The organism is Novosphingobium hassiacum (genome assembly GCF_014196055.1).
In the GTDB taxonomy this organism is placed as follows: domain Bacteria; phylum Pseudomonadota; class Alphaproteobacteria; order Sphingomonadales; family Sphingomonadaceae; genus Novosphingobium; species Novosphingobium hassiacum.
Map to the genome: position 1 here is coordinate 42,513 of NZ_JACICY010000012.1, position 18,870 is coordinate 61,382.

Below are 18,870 nucleotides of genomic sequence, written 5' to 3' on the forward strand. Positions count from 1 at the left end.
CATGCATTCGATCGCATCGGTCCGCTCATCAGGAGGCGCTGCCGCCTACTTTGCCCAGGACAACTACTATACGGTTCAGGAGAACGCGGAGGCCGGGGCCTGGGGCGGCGAAGGTGCGCGCCTGGCTGGACTTTCGGGTCAGGTCGACAAAGATACCTTCGAGGCAGTGTTGAACGGGCGCTTGCCCGGCGGCGAGATGGTCGGCCAGGTCGAAGGGCGCAGGCTGGGTCTCGACCTTACCTTTTCGATGCCCAAGTCGGCGTCGGTCCTGGCGCTGGTCTCGGGCGATACCCGCATCTTGGACGCGCACATGGCGGCGGTCCGCTCGACTATGTCGCAGCTCGTCGAGAAGCAGTTCGCCGAGGCGCGCAACTACGAGCGCAGCCGCAGCGGCGAGCCCGAGAAGACCGGCAATCTGGTCTATGCCCTGTTCGCCCACGACACGAGCCGCGCACTTGATCCGCAAGGGCATATCCATGCCGTCGTCGCCAACCTGACCCGCGACCTCAAGGGCAACTGGAAGGCGCTGTGGAACGGCGAGATCTGGAAGAACAACACCGCGATTGGCCAGTTCTATCACGCCGCCTTGCGCGCCCAGCTGCAGAAGCTCGGATATGAAACCGAGGCCGCAGGCAAGCACGGCTCATTCGAGATAAAGGGCGTGCCTGCTGAAGTCCTCAAGGCGTTCAGCCAGCGCCGCGAGGATATCCTCAGCAAGGCCGAGGAGACCGGCATCTCGGCCCCCAAGGGGCTTGACCGGATCACGGTCAACACCCGCGATCCCAAGCTCGCGGTGGCTGATCGGGAAGCGCTCAACAGCGAGTGGCAGGACAAGGCCGAGACGCTCGGGTTCGACGGCAAGGCGCTGGTCGCCGAGGCGCGCGCACGGGCACTCGAACAGGCCCGCCCCTCGCTTCGCGAAACCGCGCGCGAGGCCTTCGCTGAAGTGGCGACCCGGATTGCAGCAGTCCTGCGCCCGCCGAGCGAGCTTGCCGCGAGCGGTCCGGCCGCGTTCCTGCTCAGCGCCTCAACGATCAAGGCCCAGCACGCGGCTGCCTCGGCGATCCGCCACCTGTCGGAACGCGAGGCGGCGTTTTCACCGCACGCCATCCTGAGCGCGGCATTGGGGTTCCAGATCAAGGGACTCGAAGGCGGCGCGGTGGTCACGCGGATTGGCGAACTGGTCCGGGATGGTCATCTCATCCCTGCCAAATCCGAACGCGCCGACGGGCACTACGACCTTGTCACCACCCCTGCCGCGCTGGCGCGCGAGCAGCAGATCCTGGACCGCATCGATGCCGGGGTTGGTCAGGGCCGCGCATTCATGGCGCCGGACATTGCCATGACAAGGCTGCAGGAGGCCGCCCGCGAACTCGGCAAGGAACGCGGGGGCAGCGACCAGTGGCAATTGAACGCCGGGCAGCTTGCCGCAGGGGTTGCGGTGCTGTCCGGCAAGGATCGCTTCCTCAACATCCAGGGAGTTGCGGGTGCGGGCAAGTCGACTCTGCTCGGCGCGCTCGACAAGGTTCTGTCCGCAGAGGGCGTCAAACTTGTCGGGCTCGCGTTCCAGAACAAGATGGTTGCCGACCTGCGCGGCGGCGGCGGCGCAGCCGCAATGACGGCCGAGCAGATGCGCGAGGCGGGGATCGAGGCCTGGACCATCGCGAGCTTTGTCAACCGCTATGCCGGGCCTGCGGCGCGCGGCGAAGGCGAACGGTTCGAGGCGGCGCGAGTCGCGCTTCGGGACACCGTCATCATCACCGACGAAGCCTCGATGGTCTCCTCGCGCGATATGGCGAGCCTCACCATGATCGCCGAGCGGCTCGACATCGCCAAGGCACCGTTCATGGGCGACCGCCAGCAATTGTCAGCGATCGAGCAGGGCAAGATGTTCGCGGTCTCGCAGTCCTCGGGTCAGGCGACGGTCAGGATGGACGAGAACATCCGCCAGAGGGGCTCGCCGCTGCTGCTCGCGGTTGCGGGGCTCTCGAACGAGGGCCATGCCGGGCTCGCGCTTGACCTTCTCGCCGCGCACGGCCGGGTAATCGAGGACAAGACCGACCATGTCGCCGCGGCCGCCGACCTCTGGCTTTCGCTTCCGCCCTCCGAGCGCGCGCGGACCGCGATATTCACCGCCGGGCGCGACGACCGCGCCCGGATCAACGGCCTCGTCCAGCAGGGCCTGCTCAAGGACGGCACGCTGACGGGTGACGGAGTGGCGCTTGCGACCCTCCAGAGCGTCAACGCCACCCGCGAAGAAATGCGGTTCGTCTCGACCTACCGGACGGGCCAGGTGCTCGAGGCGCGGATGGAGGTGCGCGAACTGGGACTGAAGCGCGGCGAATATGACGTCGTGGCCATCGGCAAGGACGGCAAGGTTACGCTCGAACGTGATGGCAGGCGCAAGGCGATCGATCCTGACCGGATCGATCCAAACCACCGGTTCGACCGGCTCGGGCTCCACGAGCGCAAGGACGTCATGCTCCACGACGGCGAGACGATCCTGTGGCGCGAGAAGGATGGGGCGCGCGACATCGCCAAATCGACTTATGCCAGGGTCATCGCGGCGCGGCCCGAAGCCGTCACGGTCGAGCTTGCCGACAAGCGGCAGCTAACCCTGCCCTCGGGCGATCCGATGCTGCGCCGGCTCGATCTCGGCTACGCGCTCAACGCCCATATGGCGCAGGGTATCACCCAGGCGCAGGCGATCGAGGTGATCTCCTCATCCCAGCGCAACCTTGCCACCCAGCGCACCCAGAATGTTCTCAACACCCGAGCAACCGATGACATGCGCGTCGTCACCAATGATCTCGAGGCACTCAAATTCCAGCTCGACCGTACGCCTGGCAACAAGACTTCGGCGCTCGAGGTGGTCGGCAGGCTCGATGTTGACCCCAAACCCGCCAATCCGATCGAGACCCGCCAGCTTCCCGAACTGAAGATGAGCCCGGAGCTGAAGGCCAAGCTTGATGCCGTGCTTGGCCCCGTTGCCGAGCTCGCTGTTCGCCAACTGCCGGTGCCCGAAAAATCATTGGGGCTCGACCTGTGACCTGCAGTTCCACCTCCCGCGCCAGATCGCACCGTCTGTTCGACGGTTGCCATGCCGTGCTCGTCTGGCTTGTCGCCCTCGCCTGTATCACGCGCGAGCCTCTTTACCGGGACCTCGCCCTTGCCGCGATGGCTGCGATCGCGCTCGTTGCCGCACTGGCGGCTCTGTTCCCGGCGCTCGTTCCATTGCCGAAGGCGGAGCACGCCGCGCCCCCTCCCCCTGCCCCGGAGCAAACCGACGATGTCCTATGACCATACTGAAATCGGCAATTTTGCGAGCGAGAAGGACGCCCAGGACTGGGCCGAACGCAACAATCTGGACCTGCGCGACCTCTCCTACGGTCGCCGGACCGGCTTTTTCTGAACTCCAGGAGACGGAAGATGAAGCGATATCTCTGCCTGATCAGGGCCATGCTCGCCGCCGCGGCTACCCCTGCCCTAGCCTCGGAAGCAAGCCCATCGGCGCCGACACCCCAGCGAACCGCCGATCACCAGGTTATGTCCGAGCAGGTCCAGCAAGGTCTCGCCCAGCTGCGCGAAACGCTCGAGCCGCGAGCGCGAAGCCAAGCTAGGGGTGACCACCTCCCACCGGACCGCGCCGCACACCACAACAGGAGTATCAGCCATGGGACGGCATGTGTGATGACGCTGATCTTGCGAACAATCTGGAGGGCAAATCGAATAGCCTTTCCTAGTGGTTCGGTGGTAATAGTGAAGCTTGGCGGCATTGGCAGGGCGATCCGCAAGCCTGGCTGAACAATATCCTCGCTCGCATCGCCGACCATCCCATCAATCGGCTCGACGAACTGCTGCCATGGAACTGGCAATCTCAGCGCACCGCCATCGCCGCCTGATCAAACTACCCTGCGGCCTTCACCGGATGGCTACGTTGAACCCGAAAGAGACAGCTTCTCGGCCTGCCAGCCAACTATCGTGGGGCTCAATGACCCGATCTCAGATTATTGGAAAATCTATATCGCTCCGTCTTAGAAATCGGTGCTGCCATGTGGAAGGTTCCGTTCACTCGTAACTCAGACCCATCGCCTCAAGTTTGCTTCGCATGTCGTAGATGTCCAAGCCCAAGGCTCCCGCGGCAAGTCGCAGGCGCTTATCGCCCTCGTTCGCTTCGCGCTTCTGCGCAGCAGATAGCACTTTAGCGGCGTCTCTGCGCTTGACCACGCACACGCCATCGTCATCCGCTACGATTACGTCACCCGGATCTATGGCGGCACCGGCGCAGACGATCGGCACGTTGACGTCACCAAGCGTAGCTTTGACTGTGCCTTGAGCGAATACGGCTTTGGACCAAACCGGAAATCCCATCTCCGTCAGATCGCGCACGTCGCGCACACCGGCATCTATTACGAGTCCCCGGCAGCCGCGCGCCAAGGCCGAGGTCGCAAGAAGGTCACCGAAATATCCGTCTTCACAGGGCGAGGTTGGCGCCAATACTAATATATCGCCATCCTGAACCTGCTCGATCGCGACATGAAGCATCCAATTGTCGCCAGGCGGTACTGAAATGGTTATTGCCGATCCTGCGATTCTCGCACCTTGGAAAATCGGCCGCAGCGCGCTGGCGAGGAGGCCAATGCGTCCCTGCGCTTCATGGACTGTGGCGACGCCCGAGGCGCGGAGGCCGTCAATGACGTCGGCTGGCGCTCGTTCGATACCACGGATCACCTTGCCGGCCATATTGATCTCCCATTATCTATTAAAAAGACGCGTGCGCAATTTTCGAAGTCGGCGGCAGTTCGTCACATGAGTATATCCTTGAGCGGTATGCTTGCGTCGCCCAGACGGCTTAAGGAGACTCGAGTGCGCTCGACAATCAGCTTGCGACCTTGGATATAGTCTTTGACCATGTTGACGCAGTCGAGCGCGATAACAGTACCGTCGCGCAAGTAGACAACCGAAAAGCTACGATCTGCAGGTTCTCCCCGCATAATTGCCGAGTCGTGCCCCGTCGACAGGCCGACGGTTTGCAGCTTCAAATCATACTGGTCAGACCAGAACCAAGGTAAAGAGTCATAAGTGGCGTCTTGGCCGGACAACATTTTAGCGACGACAGCCGCCTGATCGTGAGCGTTTTGCACCGACTCAATTCGAATAGGCAAGTCGTCAGCGTAGCCATTGGCGTGAAGCGCGCAGTCGCCGATGGCATAAATATTGGGCAGGCTGGTGCGACAATGACAATCGACGGCGACGCCATTGCCGCCCTCTGCGCCAGCCGCCAGGAGCGGCTCGACCGCCGGGACGATGCCGATGCCGACAATAACCATGTCCGCCGCCACCACCTCGCCACCAACCAATCGGACACCTGTAACGCGCTCATTCCCTTCGATGCATTCGACAGTAGCACCAAGCCGCACGTCGACGCCTTTGGCGCGGTGCTCGGCCTCGACAAAGCGCGATAGGTCCTCACCTGCGACCCGTGCGAGCACCCGGTCCAGCGCTTCGATCAAGGTCACCTGCTTGTTCAACCCCGCGAGCGCGGCCGCCGCCTCTAGGCCGATATATCCACCACCAATGACGACTGCGCGCTTTGTCGAAGGTAGCTCCGCGATTATCTTGTCGGCATCAGCCAAGGTGCGAACGGTATGTACGCCGACCATATCGTGGCCAGCACAGGTCAGGCGCCGTGGACTGCCACCGGTCGACCAAATCAGATCACCATAGCGAATCGTCGTGCTATCCGACGTCGTGATCGTCTTTGAGTCCGGGTCGACCGATACCACACTGCGGCCGAGCAACAGCGCAATCTCACGCTCCTCCCAAAACGCTTCCGGTCGAATGAGCATTTGTCTAACCGACTTCTCACCGGCTATATATTCCTTCGACAGCGGAGGCCGCTCATAGGGCGGCGCGGACTCGTCGCTTATAACGCCGATAGAGCCGGCGAACTTGGATTGCCGCAACATTATAGCCGCCTGCGCGCCGCCGTGCCCGCTCCCGACAATCAGAACGTCGTAATGTAAAACCGTCAAGGGTTCAGCTCCAGCAGCTCTGCAAACTACCTAGCGGATCTCCCACTGTTTCTTTGAACAAATATTGGAGGCACGCCATGGTCGTTTCGGATTATTCTAAGTTATTTTAATTTGTACATCTGGGAGGGAATCAATCTGGCCGATGACTTGGTCGCCTGCGTTGAGCGCTGCCACCCCCGCCGGAGTTCCGGTGTAAATCAGGTCGCCAGCCTGCAACGTATATTGTGTGGAGAGTTGTGACACAATCTCCTCGCAATTCCAGATCAATTGGTCGATATTGCCAGACTGCTTCATTTCGCCATTGACCATTAACCTGATATCACCCGCAGTCGGGAGGGCGTTGTCCAAAGGCTTGATTGCGCCGATGGGCGCGGAATGATCGAAGGACTTTCCGATCTCCCAGGGTCGCCCCGTCTTACGAGCGTTGATCTGGACGTCGCGCCGCGTGAGATCGATGCCGACTGCCAGACCAAAAACATGACGCGCGGCCTCGGCCGCGACGATGTTCGCGCCACCCGTGCCGATAGCCAATACTAACTCGATTTCGTGCTGAAAATCCTCGGTAATCGGAGGATAAGGCACGTCGCCGCCAGACCGGACGATCGCATCGGTCGGTTTCTGAAAGAAAAACGGAGGGTCGCGCTCCTCGCCGCCCATTTCCCGGATGTGCTCGAGATAGTTTCTCCCGACACAATAGATCCGGCGCACTGGAAACAGGGCGTCGGTGCCAACTACGGGCACGGCAATTACCGGCGGCGGTGAAAAGACGAAATCAGGCATTGCCGCGCATCTCCCGGAAGAAGTCGAGTTTCTCCTGCGCCACTTGATCAGAGTAGGAGAAGAGCACGGACTCTTCTGTCGCTTCGAGCCGAAGTGACGCCCAACTTGGAACTACAAAAATGTCTTTTGGCGAATATGCGAACGTAGCGTCGTTGATATGTGCCAGTCCTCGGCCTTCGACCACATTAAACACTGTCCCTGCGGTCGACCGGTATGTTTCGCTGGTAAAGTCTTTTGGCAAAAGCCGAATTGCCGTTGAAATGGTGGGCATGGCTGATCCGCCGGTAATGGGATTGATGTAGTTCATCCGATAGCCATGGCAGATGTCGGGATCGCGGAACCGCGACATCTGGCTGAGCGCCTCGCGCGACCTGCGGTAGGGGTAGTTAAAAATCGGCGAGGTTTGCGATGTACGGCTATAGCCATCGGGCAACATGTTCATCCCAACCTCTGCCATCGTGCCACCTTCCGGCTTCATAGTCGGATGCGTTTTCCCGGGATAATTCTCGCGGAAACTCGCGCTGAAAAGGTTGACCATGTGCATGTCGAGGCCATCGATCCAGACCATCGGATTGTCCGATTCATTGCCATGGTCGTGCCAGGTCATGCTCGGTGTGATTACAAAGTCGCCGACCTCCATCATGGTCTTTTCGCCCGCGATCGCGGAATAGGCATCCTTCCCCTCCACGATAAAGCGCAGAGCCGACGCGACGTGGCGGTGCGCTGGCGCAATTTCGCCGGGCAGAATGATCTGGAGACCGCAGAACAAGCTCGGAGTGATCTTCGACTGCCCGGCTAGACCGGGATTTTCGAGAACCATGACGCGACGCTCGGCCTCCTCGGTGCCGATAAGCTCGCAAGCCTCCATAAGGTATGGGCGAATGTCCTTGTAGACGTAGTGCGCAGGAAGGGCCGTGGGTTTCGGGATTTCCGTCACCAGGCCATGAAGGACTCGCCATAGCGGAGCCAGGCTCTGCTGCCGGGCGCGGCGGTAGAAGTCCATTCGTCCCGCTTCAGCCGCCCTATTCACCGTCTCGACAATTCCGTCATCGCTCATCACCATCTCCAATCATACACTCAATTTGGAGCCGACGTGGCGACTCCGATGGGGGATTCCCGGCCAGACTATCGATTTCGTTGGGTCAAGCCGTCGCGCCTGGCACTGTCATCCGTGCGCCATCCGCCTGCGCCGTGACGGGCAGCTGGCAACTCAGTCGGCTTTGCTCAGTGCGCAGCGTTTCGGTGGAATCGAGAACCGCGTCCTCGATGTGTCCGATCGCGGGAAAAGCATCCCGGAAGGCTTCGTCGACGTAGACATGGCAGGTCCCGCACGCCATCGCTCCGCCACACTCTCCCTCGATCCCTTCGACGCCGTGCGCACGCGCCACTTCCATCACTGTCTCGCCTTCGTTTCCGGCGGCAAGCACACTCGACCCATCTGGCTGGAAAAAGGTAATCGTGACCATCAGCTAATCCTTCGCGTAATCTCGGTGCCCGGCTCCATCCGTCAGCTTTGGTTGACGAATTTAGTAACCAGGCAGGCGGCAAGCCCTTCAACACCGTTTTCCGATCCGTGTCCGCTCTCCTTGATCCCGCCGAAGGGTGCCTCGACGAGCGAAATCGCGAAGTTGTTGATCCCGACCATCCCCGCTTGCAGTCCGTCGGATAGAGCCGCTGCCCGACGCACGTCGTTGCTGAAGCCGTAGGCGGCCAGGCCGAACGGCAGGCCGTTAGCCTTCTCTAGCGCTTCCTCCATCGTCGAGACACGATTGAGAACAGCGACCGGGCCGAAGGGCTCCTCGCTCATGATCCGCGCGCTATCCGGAACATCGGCAAGGACTGTCGGCGCCCAGAACCAACCCTGGTTGCCGATCCGCGCGCCGCCCGCCACGACGCGCGCGCCAGACTGTACCGCGTCTGCGATTAGCCCTTCCATCGCCTCGATTCTGCGCGGATGTGCCAGCGGGCCCATACGGGTTCGGGGATCGAGGCCGTCGCCGACCGGTAGGTTCTTAGCGCGTTCAGCGAAACCTTCCACGAACCGATCGTAAATCGCCTCCTGCACGTAGAAGCGGGTTGGCGACACGCAAACCTGGCCGGCATTACGAAATTTTGACGCGACACTCAGATCGAGCGTTTGGTTGATGTCTGCGTCGTCGCAAACGATCACCGGCGCATGGCCGCCGAGCTCCATGGTCGTTCGGATCATTCGCTCTGAACACAGTCGCACAAGGTGCTTGCCCACAGGAACCGAGCCGGTGAACGACAGTTTGCGGATGACAGGCGAGGAAAGCAGGTGCGCGGAGATGTCCGCGGGTTCGCCGAAAACCACCGAGAGCACTCCAGCTGGAAGCCCCGCATCAACAAAGGCTTCGGCAATGGCAAGTGCGGTTCCCGGTGCCTCCTCTGGTGGCTTCACGATGCATGAACATCCCGCCGCCAGAGCGGCACCGATCTTTCGCGCCGGGTTCGTTGCCGGGAAGTTCCAGGGGCAGAACGCGGCGACCGGGCCGACCGGCTCCAACGTCACACGGAGTTGCCCCTCTGGCAATGGTGTGGGGATAATCCGTCCGTAGGCTCGGCGGCCCTCTTCAGCATACCATTCGATCGTGTCCGCCGCCATGGCGATTTCGATCCTCGCCTCGGCTAAGGGCTTTCCTTCTTCCACTGTGCACAACCACGAGATGTAGTCCTGCCGCTCGCGGACGAAATCGGCTGCGCGCTTGAGGATCCGCGCTCGCTCCCGCGGAGAGGTTCGGCGCCAGAGTGCGAACCCCTCGCCGCTGGCCTCCAACGAACGATCAAGATCATGCCGGGTGGCATGCGGCAGCTCGCCCAGCACGGCCTGCGTGGCGGGGTTGTAAACCGGCTGTCTATCGCGCCCCTTGGAGCCGATCCATTCGCCAGCGATCAGTAGACGCAGATCTGGGTATGTGAAATTCATGGGTTCAACAGCCTTTGCCGCTCGTGATCAAATCGGATACACCAGATATCTTGGTGCAACCTCGCCATCGAGGATCGCACGCTTCGAGCGGAAAGTGCATTTGGGCGCGATCACGATCTCGTCTCGGTAAAAGCCGGACGCCAGCAACTCCAATTTTCCAGTTGTCGACACGTAGCTGACCAGAAAGTTGCTGTGGACCGCCAACACCCCGTCGGCGAGCCAGTCCATATGGAGACGCTGGATGAAATGCCGCGTCGGATAGTCCTCGAACGTTCCTGTCCAGATGTCGGTGACAAACTTGACTCGGTCCCGCAATCGCGCGTGATTGTCGTCCATGATCATGCCGACCGGCAGGCCGGCGTCGTCATTCTCCCGAGAGGTCAGCACATAGCCCGCTTCCTGTCCAAAGCAGTCAAGCCATGCCTGCATGTTCCTGCCGTCGAGCGCGTACGCGTAGGCAGCCTGAAGTGCGTCGACCTGCGCGCCAATCTCCAGATCCGTCACTGTGCGAACCCCATCACTTCACGATAATGTTGCCATCGCACCATATTGCCGGCTTCGTCGTTGTGCTTGAACGAGTCGGGCATCGTTTCTGCGTCGACGACGCCTTTTTGAAAAGCGACATTGCCCGGCGTTTTAGACCCGACGTGGAGGCGATTGAACACAGCGCCGTCTTCCAAGCTAATCATCCCGCTCGGTCCAAGCAGGTTAGCCGATTGCCTGACCCGGTGCTTAACCAGCGCCGGATCGTCGCTCTGCCGGGCGAAATAGGCGTAGTGCACCTCGGTGCGGTCGGCACCCTTAGGAAAGGCGTAGCGGATAGTGAGGACGTCGAGATGCTTCAGCACGATACTGACCGGGAACAGGGCGACGATCACCGACTCCGGAACACAGCTCTCGTCCTTGGTCTCGATGAGTGAATGATCGTCGAGATAACCGGGCGGGGGAACCGTCAGCGGGTTCCGAATAACCTTGTGCGCTCCAGGGGTCATGATCTGCGAACCGGCACCGCCTTTCCACCGCAGCAACGTGAACGCGGAATGCAAAAGGGGTGCGTGATACCCCTCGTTATCTCCATACTCCTTCCAGTTCGCCGCAAAGGAGACCTTCTGGTAGCCCAGCAACATTAAAGGCTCATCTTCGCCAAGGACCGCTGCCATACCATCGACGGCAGCGCCAAGATAAATTTTCAGGTCCGCGACATCTTGGCTGTATGTCGCAAATACCAGTCCGTTCGACATGTCCGATCGCAGCTGATGGAGCCCGTATTCTTCAGGTTTGAAGCCATCCGGAAAATCGACTTTGCCGGGGCTACCTAGTAGCTCGCCGTCGAGCGCGAAGTTCCACCTGTGATACGGGCACTCAAACTTGGCGGCCTGGCCGCGGAAGCACGTTGCGAGTTGAGTTCCCCGATGCGTACAGCTGTTATCGAATACCCGGATGTTCCCATCGTTGCCATGGACGACGATGACTGGGGACTCACCGATGTAACTCGTTTTGTAGTCGCCAGCATTCGGAATCTCAGAGCGATGCGCGAGCGGATGCCACTCCGCTCCTCGAAAAATTCGCTTAAGCTCCAGCTTATAGACATCTTCGCGATGGAAAATCTCCTTCGGCACCTCATTGATCTGGCGCGGCCAGATGAGAGGACGCTCCGTGGCAGAAACTGACGCCATGTGTTGCATGTCCTTACATTTTCTCAAAAGCGGGAACGTGAAATCCGGTGGTCAGGCCCCCATCGACGACAAGAACGGATCCGGTGACGTAAGAAGCCTCGTCGGATGCCAGGAATAGCGCGGGAGCGGCGACCTCTTTCGCGTGCGCCGAACGGCGCATCGGTGCCGAAGCCGCAAGTTCGCTGTCGCCTGTCGGCGAGGATTGCCAGTATCCTTCGGTTCTCGGCGTGCGGGTCGAGCCTGGACAAACGGCATTTACACGAATGTTATCTCGCGCGAAATCCATCGCCATATTCCGGGTCAGCAGAACAACCCCTCCCTTGCTCGCCGAATAGGCGCTGCAGCGGTTCTCGGCCATGATACCGGCGATCGATGCGATGTTAACGATCGCGCCGCCTCCGCGCGCACGAAGGTGGGGTATTGCCTGCTTACAACATCTGTAAACCGAACTCAGATTCGTCTCGAGGATGCGATGCCAGTCCTCGTCTTCGATTTCTTCCACGTTCTGAGGAAGGTTTGTCCCCGCGACATTGAAAAGGGCATCGATCCCGCCCCAAGCAGCTGCGGCCGCAGAAACCGTCTCTGCAACAGCAAAACGATCCCGGACATTAAGGACGTGTGCGATGATCCTGTCCGCGCCGACCTCTTCGACAAGTTTCGACAGCCCGTCAGCATCGATGTCGGTGGCGAAGACGTTGCCCCCTCTTTTCGCCCACCCGGACGCGATCTCGCGACCGATGCCCGCCGCAGCAGCTGTGACGAAAGCAACACGACCCGAAAATTCGCTGTCCCGGGAGTGCGTCACGCCGCGCGTTCCAGTTCCATGAATCCGATTCCGGTAATCCATTCCGCGACCGGCTCATAGGCAATCAGGCGCCCACGCGCGCTACCGAGCGCTGCCATGGCGCAAATCCAGCTCTTCACCTCGAGAGCGCCATTGCCGCCCTCTCGGACGATATCCTCGTCGCTAATTTTGACTAGTCCGTCGATGTCACCGCTTGCGACCAAAGAAAGGATGCGCCGATCAAACTCCTCGTTGGTCTCCCCCATGTCGGCCATGCCAACCCAGTGTGAGATGCCTCCCGTCCCGACGATCGCTACCCGTTCGGTCCCAGGCCACGTAGACACGGCGTCAGCAAGTGCTGCTCCGACGCGACAGGCCAACGCGCTAGAAATCACCGGATCGATTGTTTCGTTCAAATATACCGGAATGATCTTGGCGTCCTGCAGGTGCCGGTAGCAGAAATGATATGGGATGACCGTCGCGTGGTCAGCCAGCATGTGCTTGGAGAAAGCCCACGGCATCCCCATCGACTGTCCGGCACGCAGAATATGCATCGCGAGATCTTCGTGGACCGGAAGGTCGACGTGCTCGATCCCCAACCATTTTTCCCGAGGACCCGATACATCGCCAATGGCGATCAAACACTGCGGCACACATTCGGGCGAAAACATCCAGCAATGATCGTCGCCGATCGTGATGATCGTATCGACCTGGAGCTGCTTCAATCGATCGATAACGTGATCAAAGGCGTTCCAGATTTTTTGGCGTACGTCCGCCGGCGGTGCCTCAGGTTTCGCGGCGAGCAGCGGGATGTGCGGTATCGTGAAGCCGGCAACGATCTGCGCCATCAGACTTCTTCCTTCCGACTGACCGGCCGCCGCGTCGCGTGCGATCGAATCCGCTGGAGATATTCCGGCTGCTTCGGGCGACCGTGAAGCGCTTGGTACGCGCCCATCATCAGCATCCAATTCACCGGAATGGCCGCCATCCCTTCGATGTCCATCGCGCGCAGGGCACCAACTTCGCTGCTGTCGAGCTTGTGTTCGGCGAGATAGGTGTCTGGATCTGCCCGAAAACGAGCGACATCCTCCGGCTGATTAGCGAGACGGAAGAGGACGACCTCCATCGCATTCGTCGACATTCCCGCCTCTCCCACGCCGCGTTCAGGTTCAAGCCCCCGATTCGCTCGCCCTGTTTCTATGTGCCGTCCTTGCATGTGACTAATCGCTTGTTTGCATGAGTGCTATCGATGTAGATCATGCCCGACCGATTGCTGGAGAGGTTGCCCAAATGAGCATGCGTCGTTTTAATCTGAACATGTTACCCGTGCTCGACGCGTTGCTTCGGCACCGCAACGTGACGCGCGCAGGAAAAGAGATCGGCCTCAGTCAATCCGCGACCAGCCATGCCCTGTTGCGGCTCCGCGACCAGCTCGGCGATGATTTGCTCATCCAGTCGGGTAGGACGCTTTCATTGACGCACCGGGCTAAGGCGATTGCAGGTCCTCTAGAGGCGGCGCTTGAGGCGATCGAACGCCTCCTCGATAATCGAACCTTCGACCCCAAGACCTCGGTGCGAAGCTTTAAGATCGGGACGGCGGACCATATCTCGGCCTTGCTGTTGCCCGGGATCATGCGCGCGATCGAGGATTCGACCGGTCTGATCGTCCATACCGACTGGGTTGACCGTGACGTCGGGAAGAAACTGAGATCTGGCGAACTCGACGTCGCGATCCTTCCACTAGGACAGGTCGACAGCGATCTTCATATGTGCCCACTGTTCGAGGACGAGCTGGTACTGGTTGCCGCCGCCAGCAACGACAATGTCACCGAAGGAATGACCTTGGATCAGTTTCTGTCGCTTCCCTACGCGGGCTTTGGGCGCGAAATGGCGGATTTCCAATCCTTTGCGGATGGCCAAATGTCGCGCAGTCAAATCCTTCCGCGGCGAGTCTTGTCCGTGACGGAGTTCATGCTTCTTCCCTATCTCATCTGTCGTTCGACATATGTGACGATCTTGCACCGGCGAATGGCCGAATCAGTGATGACAACATCACCTATAAAGATCGTTTCGCTGCCGTTTGCGGCCGAACGAGTAAAGATGAGCCTGTATTGGTCGCATCAAGCGGACTCCGAGGCAGGCCACCGATGGTTTCGCGAGCAGATACTCCTAGCGCGCGATGAGATTTGCTAGCCTTTGGCATTGCTGGCTTTCGCCCGGCCTGTTAGGCAGCGCAGAGCTGTGCAACCAGAGCGTCCGCGTCATCCGGTTGCGCATTACCCCGCCAGGCAATATGTTGATCAGAGCGGCAGATCAGCAATGCATGACTGTACTCTGGAGGCAGCGCCTCATTGGACAGATCCAGGACAACAAGGGGAACTCCCCGCGCGGCGCACGCTGCCTCAATGCGTGCGATCTCGGCATGGCCGCTGGTTTGCAGAAGCGTGTATCCAGGGCCCAAAGCATCGTAAACGGAACGCCCGTCTTGCAACCAGAAATGTGGTGCCCGACACCCCGGCACGGTGCTCGAGACGAAGTCACCCATGGAATAAGGCGGGGCAGTCTCTTCGTCTTCAACGATTATTGGCGAACCCTGATAATAGTAGCCGAAGTTCAAGCCTCCGCAGGCAAACTGCGCCGCGTTGAGCTGACAGCTGCGTTTGCCTATCTCAGCGCGAAGCGCCGCTGCACCCGCATCATCATTCTCGATCTCCGTCGGGATTGCTTGGCGTGCGGACATCACCTTACGAGCATGCTCCATCGCCATCACCGAGACCTGGCGCGTGATCGGCTGTCGTTCAGCTTGGTAGGCATCGAGAATCTCCGACCCGCCCCATCCCTGCAAACGCGCCGCTAGCAGCCAGGCGAGATTGGTAGCGTCAGCGATCCCGGCGTTCATTCCGTAGCCGGCGTAGGGCACCCAGAGATGGGCTGCATCGCCTGCGATGAAAACATTGTCTGCGCGAATGCGATCGGCGACGAGCGCGCGACCGATCCAGTCCTCCCTGCTGAGAACTTCATAACGAAAGTCGGACCCGACCCCTAAAATATCGCGGATTGACTTGTCGCGATCGATAGATTCGAAATCGACTTCGCTTGGATTAAGATGATTGTGAACTATCCATCGATCCAGCCCATTGACCGCGATGACCGCACCACATCGCCGCGGATTGAGCGAATAATTGTACCACCCGGGGGCACCCTTAATGCGGTCGCGCAGTGTCGGGGCGTGGATGTAGGTTGATTGCACACGCTGGACGACGGGTTCGCCCTCGAATCGCGCGCCAATACCGCGGCGAACCAATGAGCGGCTGCCATCGCATCCGACGAGATAGCGAGCACGAACCGTCACTTCCTCGCCATCGGCGTTACGCACCACGGTCGCGGTGACGCCTTGATCACTTTGAACGAAGCCTGTTAGGCGCGTCTCGGTCCAAAGCTTCACGCCACATTTGTTTACCGCGTGGTCCAGCAAAATTGGCTCAAGGAAAATCTGATTGATGCGGTGCGGAGGCTCGGCTGTCGGCCAAGTCGCGTCGAGGCTGTCCGTTGCATTCAAGCGATCCTCGCGGCAAGGAATCGGTATGCGCGAAAGCTCGATACCGGTCATGGTGGTGCGGAAAACCACATCAACCGGGTAGCGGGGCGGCAACCCGGCGCTGCGAATCTGGTCCGCAACGCCCAGGCGGCGGAAAACTTCCATCGATCGCGCCGAGACGTGATTGCTCTTCACACTCGGCAACTCGCCATAAGCCCTCGTCTCTACCGACAGCGTACTGATACTGCGTAGTGTGAGGTCGGTCGCGAGGGTCAGGCCCACCGGCCCTGCGCCGACGATGAGCACGTCCACATCCGCAGCATCGCAAATCGGCAAGATTTTCATATGTCGCTCGTCATGCGTCGTCGCCTGATTCGAGGAGGAACAGGGGATGTGTCCCCGCCGGGCCTAACTTGGGCAAATGGTCTGATCATTCACAGTGGAGGAACTACTGAGAAATCCATACCGTCTTCGTTCGTGAAAACTCGTCGAGACCTTGGCGCCCGCCGGCCCGGCCGAAGCCACTTTGCTTGACCCCGCCAAACGGGATGCTGGAACCAAAACAAAAGCCGTTTACCCAAACGACTCCAGTGTTAAGGCTGCCGGCCACGCGGTGAGCACGGCGCAAGTCATTGGTGTGGACGTAACCGGCCAGGCCAAATGGATTGTCGTTCGCCATCGCAACCGCCGTTGCTTCAGATTCGAACGGCATCACCGAGACTACCGGGCCGAAAATCTCAGTTCGAGCCAGGTAACTGGTGTTCGGCACGTCGGCAAACAGCGTAGGCTGCAGGAAAAAGCCATCCGACAGTTCTCCGCCAAGTCGCTTACCGCCTGTCGCGAGCCGACCCGCGCCGTTGGACGCGGCATCATCGATGATGCCAAGGATGCGCTCGCATGACATTTGACTTATGACCGGCCCCATGTCCGTATCGGCCGCCATTGGATCACCGACCACGGCCGATTCCAGGCGAGCGACGGATCGAGAAACAAATTCATCGTAGATGGATTGCTCCACCATCACTCTGGTACCGAGCAAACAGCCTTGGCCGGAGATCGAGAGCGCCGCCGAGGTCGCATCAGCGATCGCCGCGTCCAGATCGCAATCGGCAAACACCAGTCGCGCCGATTTACCGCCAAGCTCCAAGCCTACCGGTGTCAGATTTTCAAGTGCTCCGGTCAATATGCTTCGCGCGGTCGTGGCGCTTCCCGTGAAGTGAATCTTGTCGATGCCTGGGTTTCGCACGAGGGCTTGACTGGCCGAAACTGTCGCTGGGACGACGTTGACCACGCCGGGCGGAAACCCCGCCTCCAGAAGGAGCTCGCCGAACCGCGTGGCCGTGAACGGCGCGAACTCGGAAGGTTTGAGGACAATAGTGTTCCCCATCGCCAGCGCTGGCGCCAGTGTCGCGCCCATGATGTGCATCGGCGCGTTCCACGGAATGATGATTGCGATCACACCATAGGGTTCGGCGCGGACGTAATCGATGCCAGGGATCGGCCAGGACGCGTGCACTTCGCCCGCCACCTTGTCCGCCCACCCGGCGATATAGCGGAACTGATCGACCGACGCGCCAAAGTGGATACGCGCCTTGCTGATTGCTGCTCCATTCTCCGTGGTGCCTAGCCGCACTAGATCCTTGGCTTCACGCTCCAGCAGATCCGCGAAGCGCAGGAGGAGATCACGGCGACGATTGACCGGGGTCGTACGCCAACCAGGCAGCGCTGCGCGGGCAGACGCGACTGCATCCTCCATTTCCGCGGGTCCGGCCATCGCCACGTCGATAGTCCCCCGGCCGGTCGCGGGGTAGATATGCTGGTGTGTGCCGCCACTGGAGTCCGTGACACGGCGGTCGCCGATCAACAAGCCGCCGGCGGGAAGGATTTCGATAGGTGCATGTTCGACTGGCATGTTTGTCCCCTTGCGCGCTGAACGCCGATCGTCGCGATTGAAAGCACCGTAGCCGCGATTACGCGGCGACAGTCTCTTGGTTTTCGGCCTTGAGCAGTCGAGCGAGGTGCCATCGAAATAATACGCGCGCCTGATCGGAGTTGATGTCCATCAAGGGGGGCTCTGGCTGCTCCTGCAGATTACGCTGCTGGTTTTCGCAGATGACCTTGTCTTCTAGAATGGTGTCGTGGACATCGGCGAGCAGCTTGTCCGTCACTTCGGGCTCGTCCTGTCGGAACCCGTTGGATACGGAAGTGAAATAGTGACAGGTGTCAGCGGTTTCCGGCACCAGCACGTGCAGGATCCGCCAGTTGAATCCTCCGTCGCGGCTGCCGCCATTGTAGGCGTCCTGCGACACGTCCACGCCACCATTGTACTGCATAATGACGCCGGGAGCGACCAGCTCTAGCTCGATCCAACGATCGATGTTGCCGGCGAAAGACACGACCTTTGAATAGGAAGGCGGTGGCGTGCTGTTGAGCAACCACCGGGTAAAACGAACGCCGCGATCTGTACGCTCGACGTTCATGACGGCCTCAGCGTGCTGATCGGGGTTGCCGCCGATTGTGCGGGCGTGAACCCAACCGAGGTGGGACAGATCCATGATGTTGTCGACCAACATCTCGAAACCGCAACCGAAGTGAAAATATCCCTCGCGATGAGGCCATTGGTCGGACTGGTTGTGCCATGGATAATCGACGATCAAAGCTGGATCGGCATCTTCAGCAGCGCCGAGCCAGACCCAGATCATCGAGTCTCGTTCTTCCACGGGGTATCGACGCACGTTCGCGCGATAGGGGATGGAGTCCTGTCCGGGAATCTTTACGCAGCGCCCGTCGCCGGCAAAGACCATCCCGTGATAGCCGCATTCGAGACCCGCAGGCAGCACTTTTCCGAGCGACAGCTGCACGCCGCGATGCGGACAGCGATCCTGGATCGCCGAAGCGCGGCCCTCGGAATCTCTGAATAGGACCAACAACTCACCGGCGATGCTTCGACCGAGTGGCGCATCCTGCGACAGATCGGCGCTCCAGCCCGCCATGTACCAAGTCTGTTTGACAAACATGCTCATCTCTCCTTTTCCGAGCGACGCATCCACGCCCTCCGCTCCGCCATCATTGTGCTTCTATCAAGCGTTTCAGAACCGGTTCGCGGTGTCCTA

General features: G+C 60.2%; 17 protein-coding genes and 1 pseudogene. 4 read left to right on the forward strand and 14 right to left on the reverse strand.

Annotation, left to right across the window (positions count from 1 at the left end; translation table 11 throughout):
- Position 1 precedes the first annotated feature (1 nt).
- From mobF to GGQ88_RS17800, 3 genes and pseudogenes are all read left to right on the forward strand, one after another.
- Positions 2-3,049, forward strand: coding sequence for a MobF family relaxase (gene mobF / locus GGQ88_RS17795; RefSeq protein WP_183614817.1), 3,048 nt, complete (start codon positions 2-4; stop codon positions 3,047-3,049).
- A 240-nt stretch (positions 3,050-3,289) separates the two neighbouring features.
- The gene (locus tag GGQ88_RS21580; RefSeq protein ID WP_281372521.1) at positions 3,290-3,412 is read left to right on the forward strand and encodes a hypothetical protein; all 123 of its coding nucleotides are present in this window, start codon (positions 3,290-3,292) and stop codon (positions 3,410-3,412) included.
- A 373-nt stretch (positions 3,413-3,785) separates the two neighbouring features.
- A pseudogene (locus GGQ88_RS17800) lies at positions 3,786-3,902 on the forward strand (transposase domain-containing protein); the annotation flags it as partial.
- Between the two features lie 166 nt (positions 3,903-4,068).
- Here the strand turns inward: GGQ88_RS17800 and ligK are convergent.
- The 11 genes from ligK to GGQ88_RS17855 all read right to left on the reverse strand — a co-directional run bounded on the left by ligK (position 4,069) and on the right by GGQ88_RS17855 (position 13,360).
- Positions 4,069-4,743, reverse strand: coding sequence for a 4-carboxy-4-hydroxy-2-oxoadipate aldolase/oxaloacetate decarboxylase (ligK, locus tag GGQ88_RS17805; RefSeq protein WP_183614818.1), 675 nt, complete (start codon positions 4,741-4,743; stop codon positions 4,069-4,071).
- 62 nt (positions 4,744-4,805) lie between these two features.
- Positions 4,806-6,035 carry an NAD(P)/FAD-dependent oxidoreductase gene (locus GGQ88_RS17810; protein WP_183614819.1) on the reverse strand — a complete coding sequence of 410 codons (1,230 nt, stop codon included), beginning with the start codon at positions 6,033-6,035 and terminating at the stop codon, positions 4,806-4,808.
- 96 nt (positions 6,036-6,131) lie between these two features.
- The gene (locus tag GGQ88_RS17815) at positions 6,132-6,815 is read right to left on the reverse strand and encodes a fumarylacetoacetate hydrolase family protein (RefSeq protein WP_183614820.1); all 684 of its coding nucleotides are present in this window, start codon (positions 6,813-6,815) and stop codon (positions 6,132-6,134) included.
- Positions 6,808-7,872 carry a gentisate 1,2-dioxygenase gene (gene gtdA, locus GGQ88_RS17820; protein WP_183614821.1) on the reverse strand — a complete coding sequence of 355 codons (1,065 nt, stop codon included), beginning with the start codon at positions 7,870-7,872 and terminating at the stop codon, positions 6,808-6,810. Before gtdA ends, GGQ88_RS17815 begins: the two co-directional genes overlap by 8 nt.
- An 85-nt stretch (positions 7,873-7,957) precedes the next feature.
- Positions 7,958-8,281, reverse strand: a complete 324-nt coding sequence (locus GGQ88_RS17825) for a 2Fe-2S iron-sulfur cluster-binding protein (RefSeq protein ID WP_183614822.1) — start codon at positions 8,279-8,281, stop codon at positions 7,958-7,960.
- Between the two features lie 41 nt (positions 8,282-8,322).
- On the reverse strand, positions 8,323-9,759 hold the full coding sequence (locus GGQ88_RS17830) for an NAD-dependent succinate-semialdehyde dehydrogenase (protein ID WP_183614823.1): 1,437 nt from the start codon (positions 9,757-9,759) through the stop codon (positions 8,323-8,325).
- 27 nt (positions 9,760-9,786) lie between these two features.
- Positions 9,787-10,263 (reverse strand): aromatic-ring-hydroxylating dioxygenase subunit beta, encoded by a 477-nt coding sequence (locus tag GGQ88_RS17835; protein ID WP_183614824.1) that lies wholly within the window; start codon positions 10,261-10,263, stop codon positions 9,787-9,789.
- A complete protein-coding gene (locus tag GGQ88_RS17840) occupies positions 10,260-11,435 on the reverse strand; it encodes an aromatic ring-hydroxylating oxygenase subunit alpha (protein WP_183614825.1) in 1,176 nt (391 codons plus the stop codon). Before GGQ88_RS17840 ends, GGQ88_RS17835 begins: the two co-directional genes overlap by 4 nt.
- A 13-nt stretch (positions 11,436-11,448) precedes the next feature.
- Complete coding sequence (locus GGQ88_RS17845) at positions 11,449-12,282, reverse strand: SDR family NAD(P)-dependent oxidoreductase (protein ID WP_183614826.1); 834 nt, start codon at positions 12,280-12,282, stop codon at positions 11,449-11,451.
- Positions 12,237-13,067 carry a DODA-type extradiol aromatic ring-opening family dioxygenase gene (locus GGQ88_RS17850; protein WP_183614827.1) on the reverse strand — a complete coding sequence of 277 codons (831 nt, stop codon included), beginning with the start codon at positions 13,065-13,067 and terminating at the stop codon, positions 12,237-12,239. Before GGQ88_RS17850 ends, GGQ88_RS17845 begins: the two co-directional genes overlap by 46 nt.
- Positions 13,067-13,360 (reverse strand): hypothetical protein, encoded by a 294-nt coding sequence (locus tag GGQ88_RS17855; protein ID WP_183614828.1) that lies wholly within the window; start codon positions 13,358-13,360, stop codon positions 13,067-13,069. Before GGQ88_RS17855 ends, GGQ88_RS17850 begins: the two co-directional genes overlap by 1 nt.
- Before the next feature lie 149 nt (positions 13,361-13,509).
- Between GGQ88_RS17855 and GGQ88_RS17860 the strand changes: the two genes are divergently transcribed.
- Complete coding sequence (locus tag GGQ88_RS17860; protein WP_183614829.1) at positions 13,510-14,412, forward strand: LysR substrate-binding domain-containing protein; 903 nt, start codon at positions 13,510-13,512, stop codon at positions 14,410-14,412.
- Positions 14,413-14,443: 31 nt separating this feature from the next.
- Here the strand turns inward: GGQ88_RS17860 and GGQ88_RS17865 are convergent, their stop codons facing one another.
- The 3 genes from GGQ88_RS17865 to GGQ88_RS17875 form a co-directional block, all read right to left on the reverse strand.
- Positions 14,444-16,102 carry an FAD-dependent oxidoreductase gene (locus GGQ88_RS17865; RefSeq protein ID WP_183614830.1) on the reverse strand — a complete coding sequence of 553 codons (1,659 nt, stop codon included), beginning with the start codon at positions 16,100-16,102 and terminating at the stop codon, positions 14,444-14,446.
- A 103-nt stretch (positions 16,103-16,205) separates the two neighbouring features.
- Positions 16,206-17,669: an aldehyde dehydrogenase family protein gene (locus GGQ88_RS17870; protein WP_183614831.1), complete on the reverse strand. Its 1,464-nt coding sequence runs from the start codon at positions 17,667-17,669 to the stop codon at positions 16,206-16,208.
- A gap of 58 nt (positions 17,670-17,727) precedes the next feature.
- Positions 17,728-18,780 (reverse strand): aromatic ring-hydroxylating oxygenase subunit alpha, encoded by a 1,053-nt coding sequence (locus tag GGQ88_RS17875; protein WP_183614832.1) that lies wholly within the window; start codon positions 18,778-18,780, stop codon positions 17,728-17,730.
- Between the last annotated feature and the right edge of the window lie 90 nt (positions 18,781-18,870).

Coding starts and splice junctions, on each gene's coding strand:
- GGQ88_RS17840 (WP_183614825.1), bottom strand. CDS start 11,435: ATGGCGTCAGTTTCTGCCACGGAGCGTCCTCTCATCTGGCCGCGCCAG.
- GGQ88_RS17815 (WP_183614820.1), bottom strand. CDS start 6,815: ATGCCTGATTTCGTCTTTTCACCGCCGCCGGTAATTGCCGTGCCCGTA.
- gtdA (WP_183614821.1), bottom strand. CDS start 7,872: ATGAGCGATGACGGAATTGTCGAGACGGTGAATAGGGCGGCTGAAGCG.
- GGQ88_RS17860 (WP_183614829.1), top strand. CDS start 13,510: ATGAGCATGCGTCGTTTTAATCTGAACATGTTACCCGTGCTCGACGCG.
- GGQ88_RS17855 (WP_183614828.1), bottom strand. CDS start 13,360: ATGTCGACGAATGCGATGGAGGTCGTCCTCTTCCGTCTCGCTAATCAG.
- ligK (WP_183614818.1), bottom strand. CDS start 4,743: ATGGCCGGCAAGGTGATCCGTGGTATCGAACGAGCGCCAGCCGACGTC.
- GGQ88_RS17875 (WP_183614832.1), bottom strand. CDS start 18,780: ATGAGCATGTTTGTCAAACAGACTTGGTACATGGCGGGCTGGAGCGCC.
- GGQ88_RS17865 (WP_183614830.1), bottom strand. CDS start 16,102: ATGAAAATCTTGCCGATTTGCGATGCTGCGGATGTGGACGTGCTCATC.
- GGQ88_RS17825 (WP_183614822.1), bottom strand. CDS start 8,281: ATGGTCACGATTACCTTTTTCCAGCCAGATGGGTCGAGTGTGCTTGCC.
- GGQ88_RS17850 (WP_183614827.1), bottom strand. CDS start 13,067: ATGGCGCAGATCGTTGCCGGCTTCACGATACCGCACATCCCGCTGCTC.
- GGQ88_RS17870 (WP_183614831.1), bottom strand. CDS start 17,669: ATGCCAGTCGAACATGCACCTATCGAAATCCTTCCCGCCGGCGGCTTG.
- GGQ88_RS17845 (WP_183614826.1), bottom strand. CDS start 12,282: ATGGATTACCGGAATCGGATTCATGGAACTGGAACGCGCGGCGTGACG.
- GGQ88_RS17830 (WP_183614823.1), bottom strand. CDS start 9,759: ATGAATTTCACATACCCAGATCTGCGTCTACTGATCGCTGGCGAATGG.
- GGQ88_RS21580 (WP_281372521.1), top strand. CDS start 3,290: ATGTCCTATGACCATACTGAAATCGGCAATTTTGCGAGCGAGAAGGAC.
- mobF (WP_183614817.1), top strand. CDS start 2: ATGCATTCGATCGCATCGGTCCGCTCATCAGGAGGCGCTGCCGCCTAC.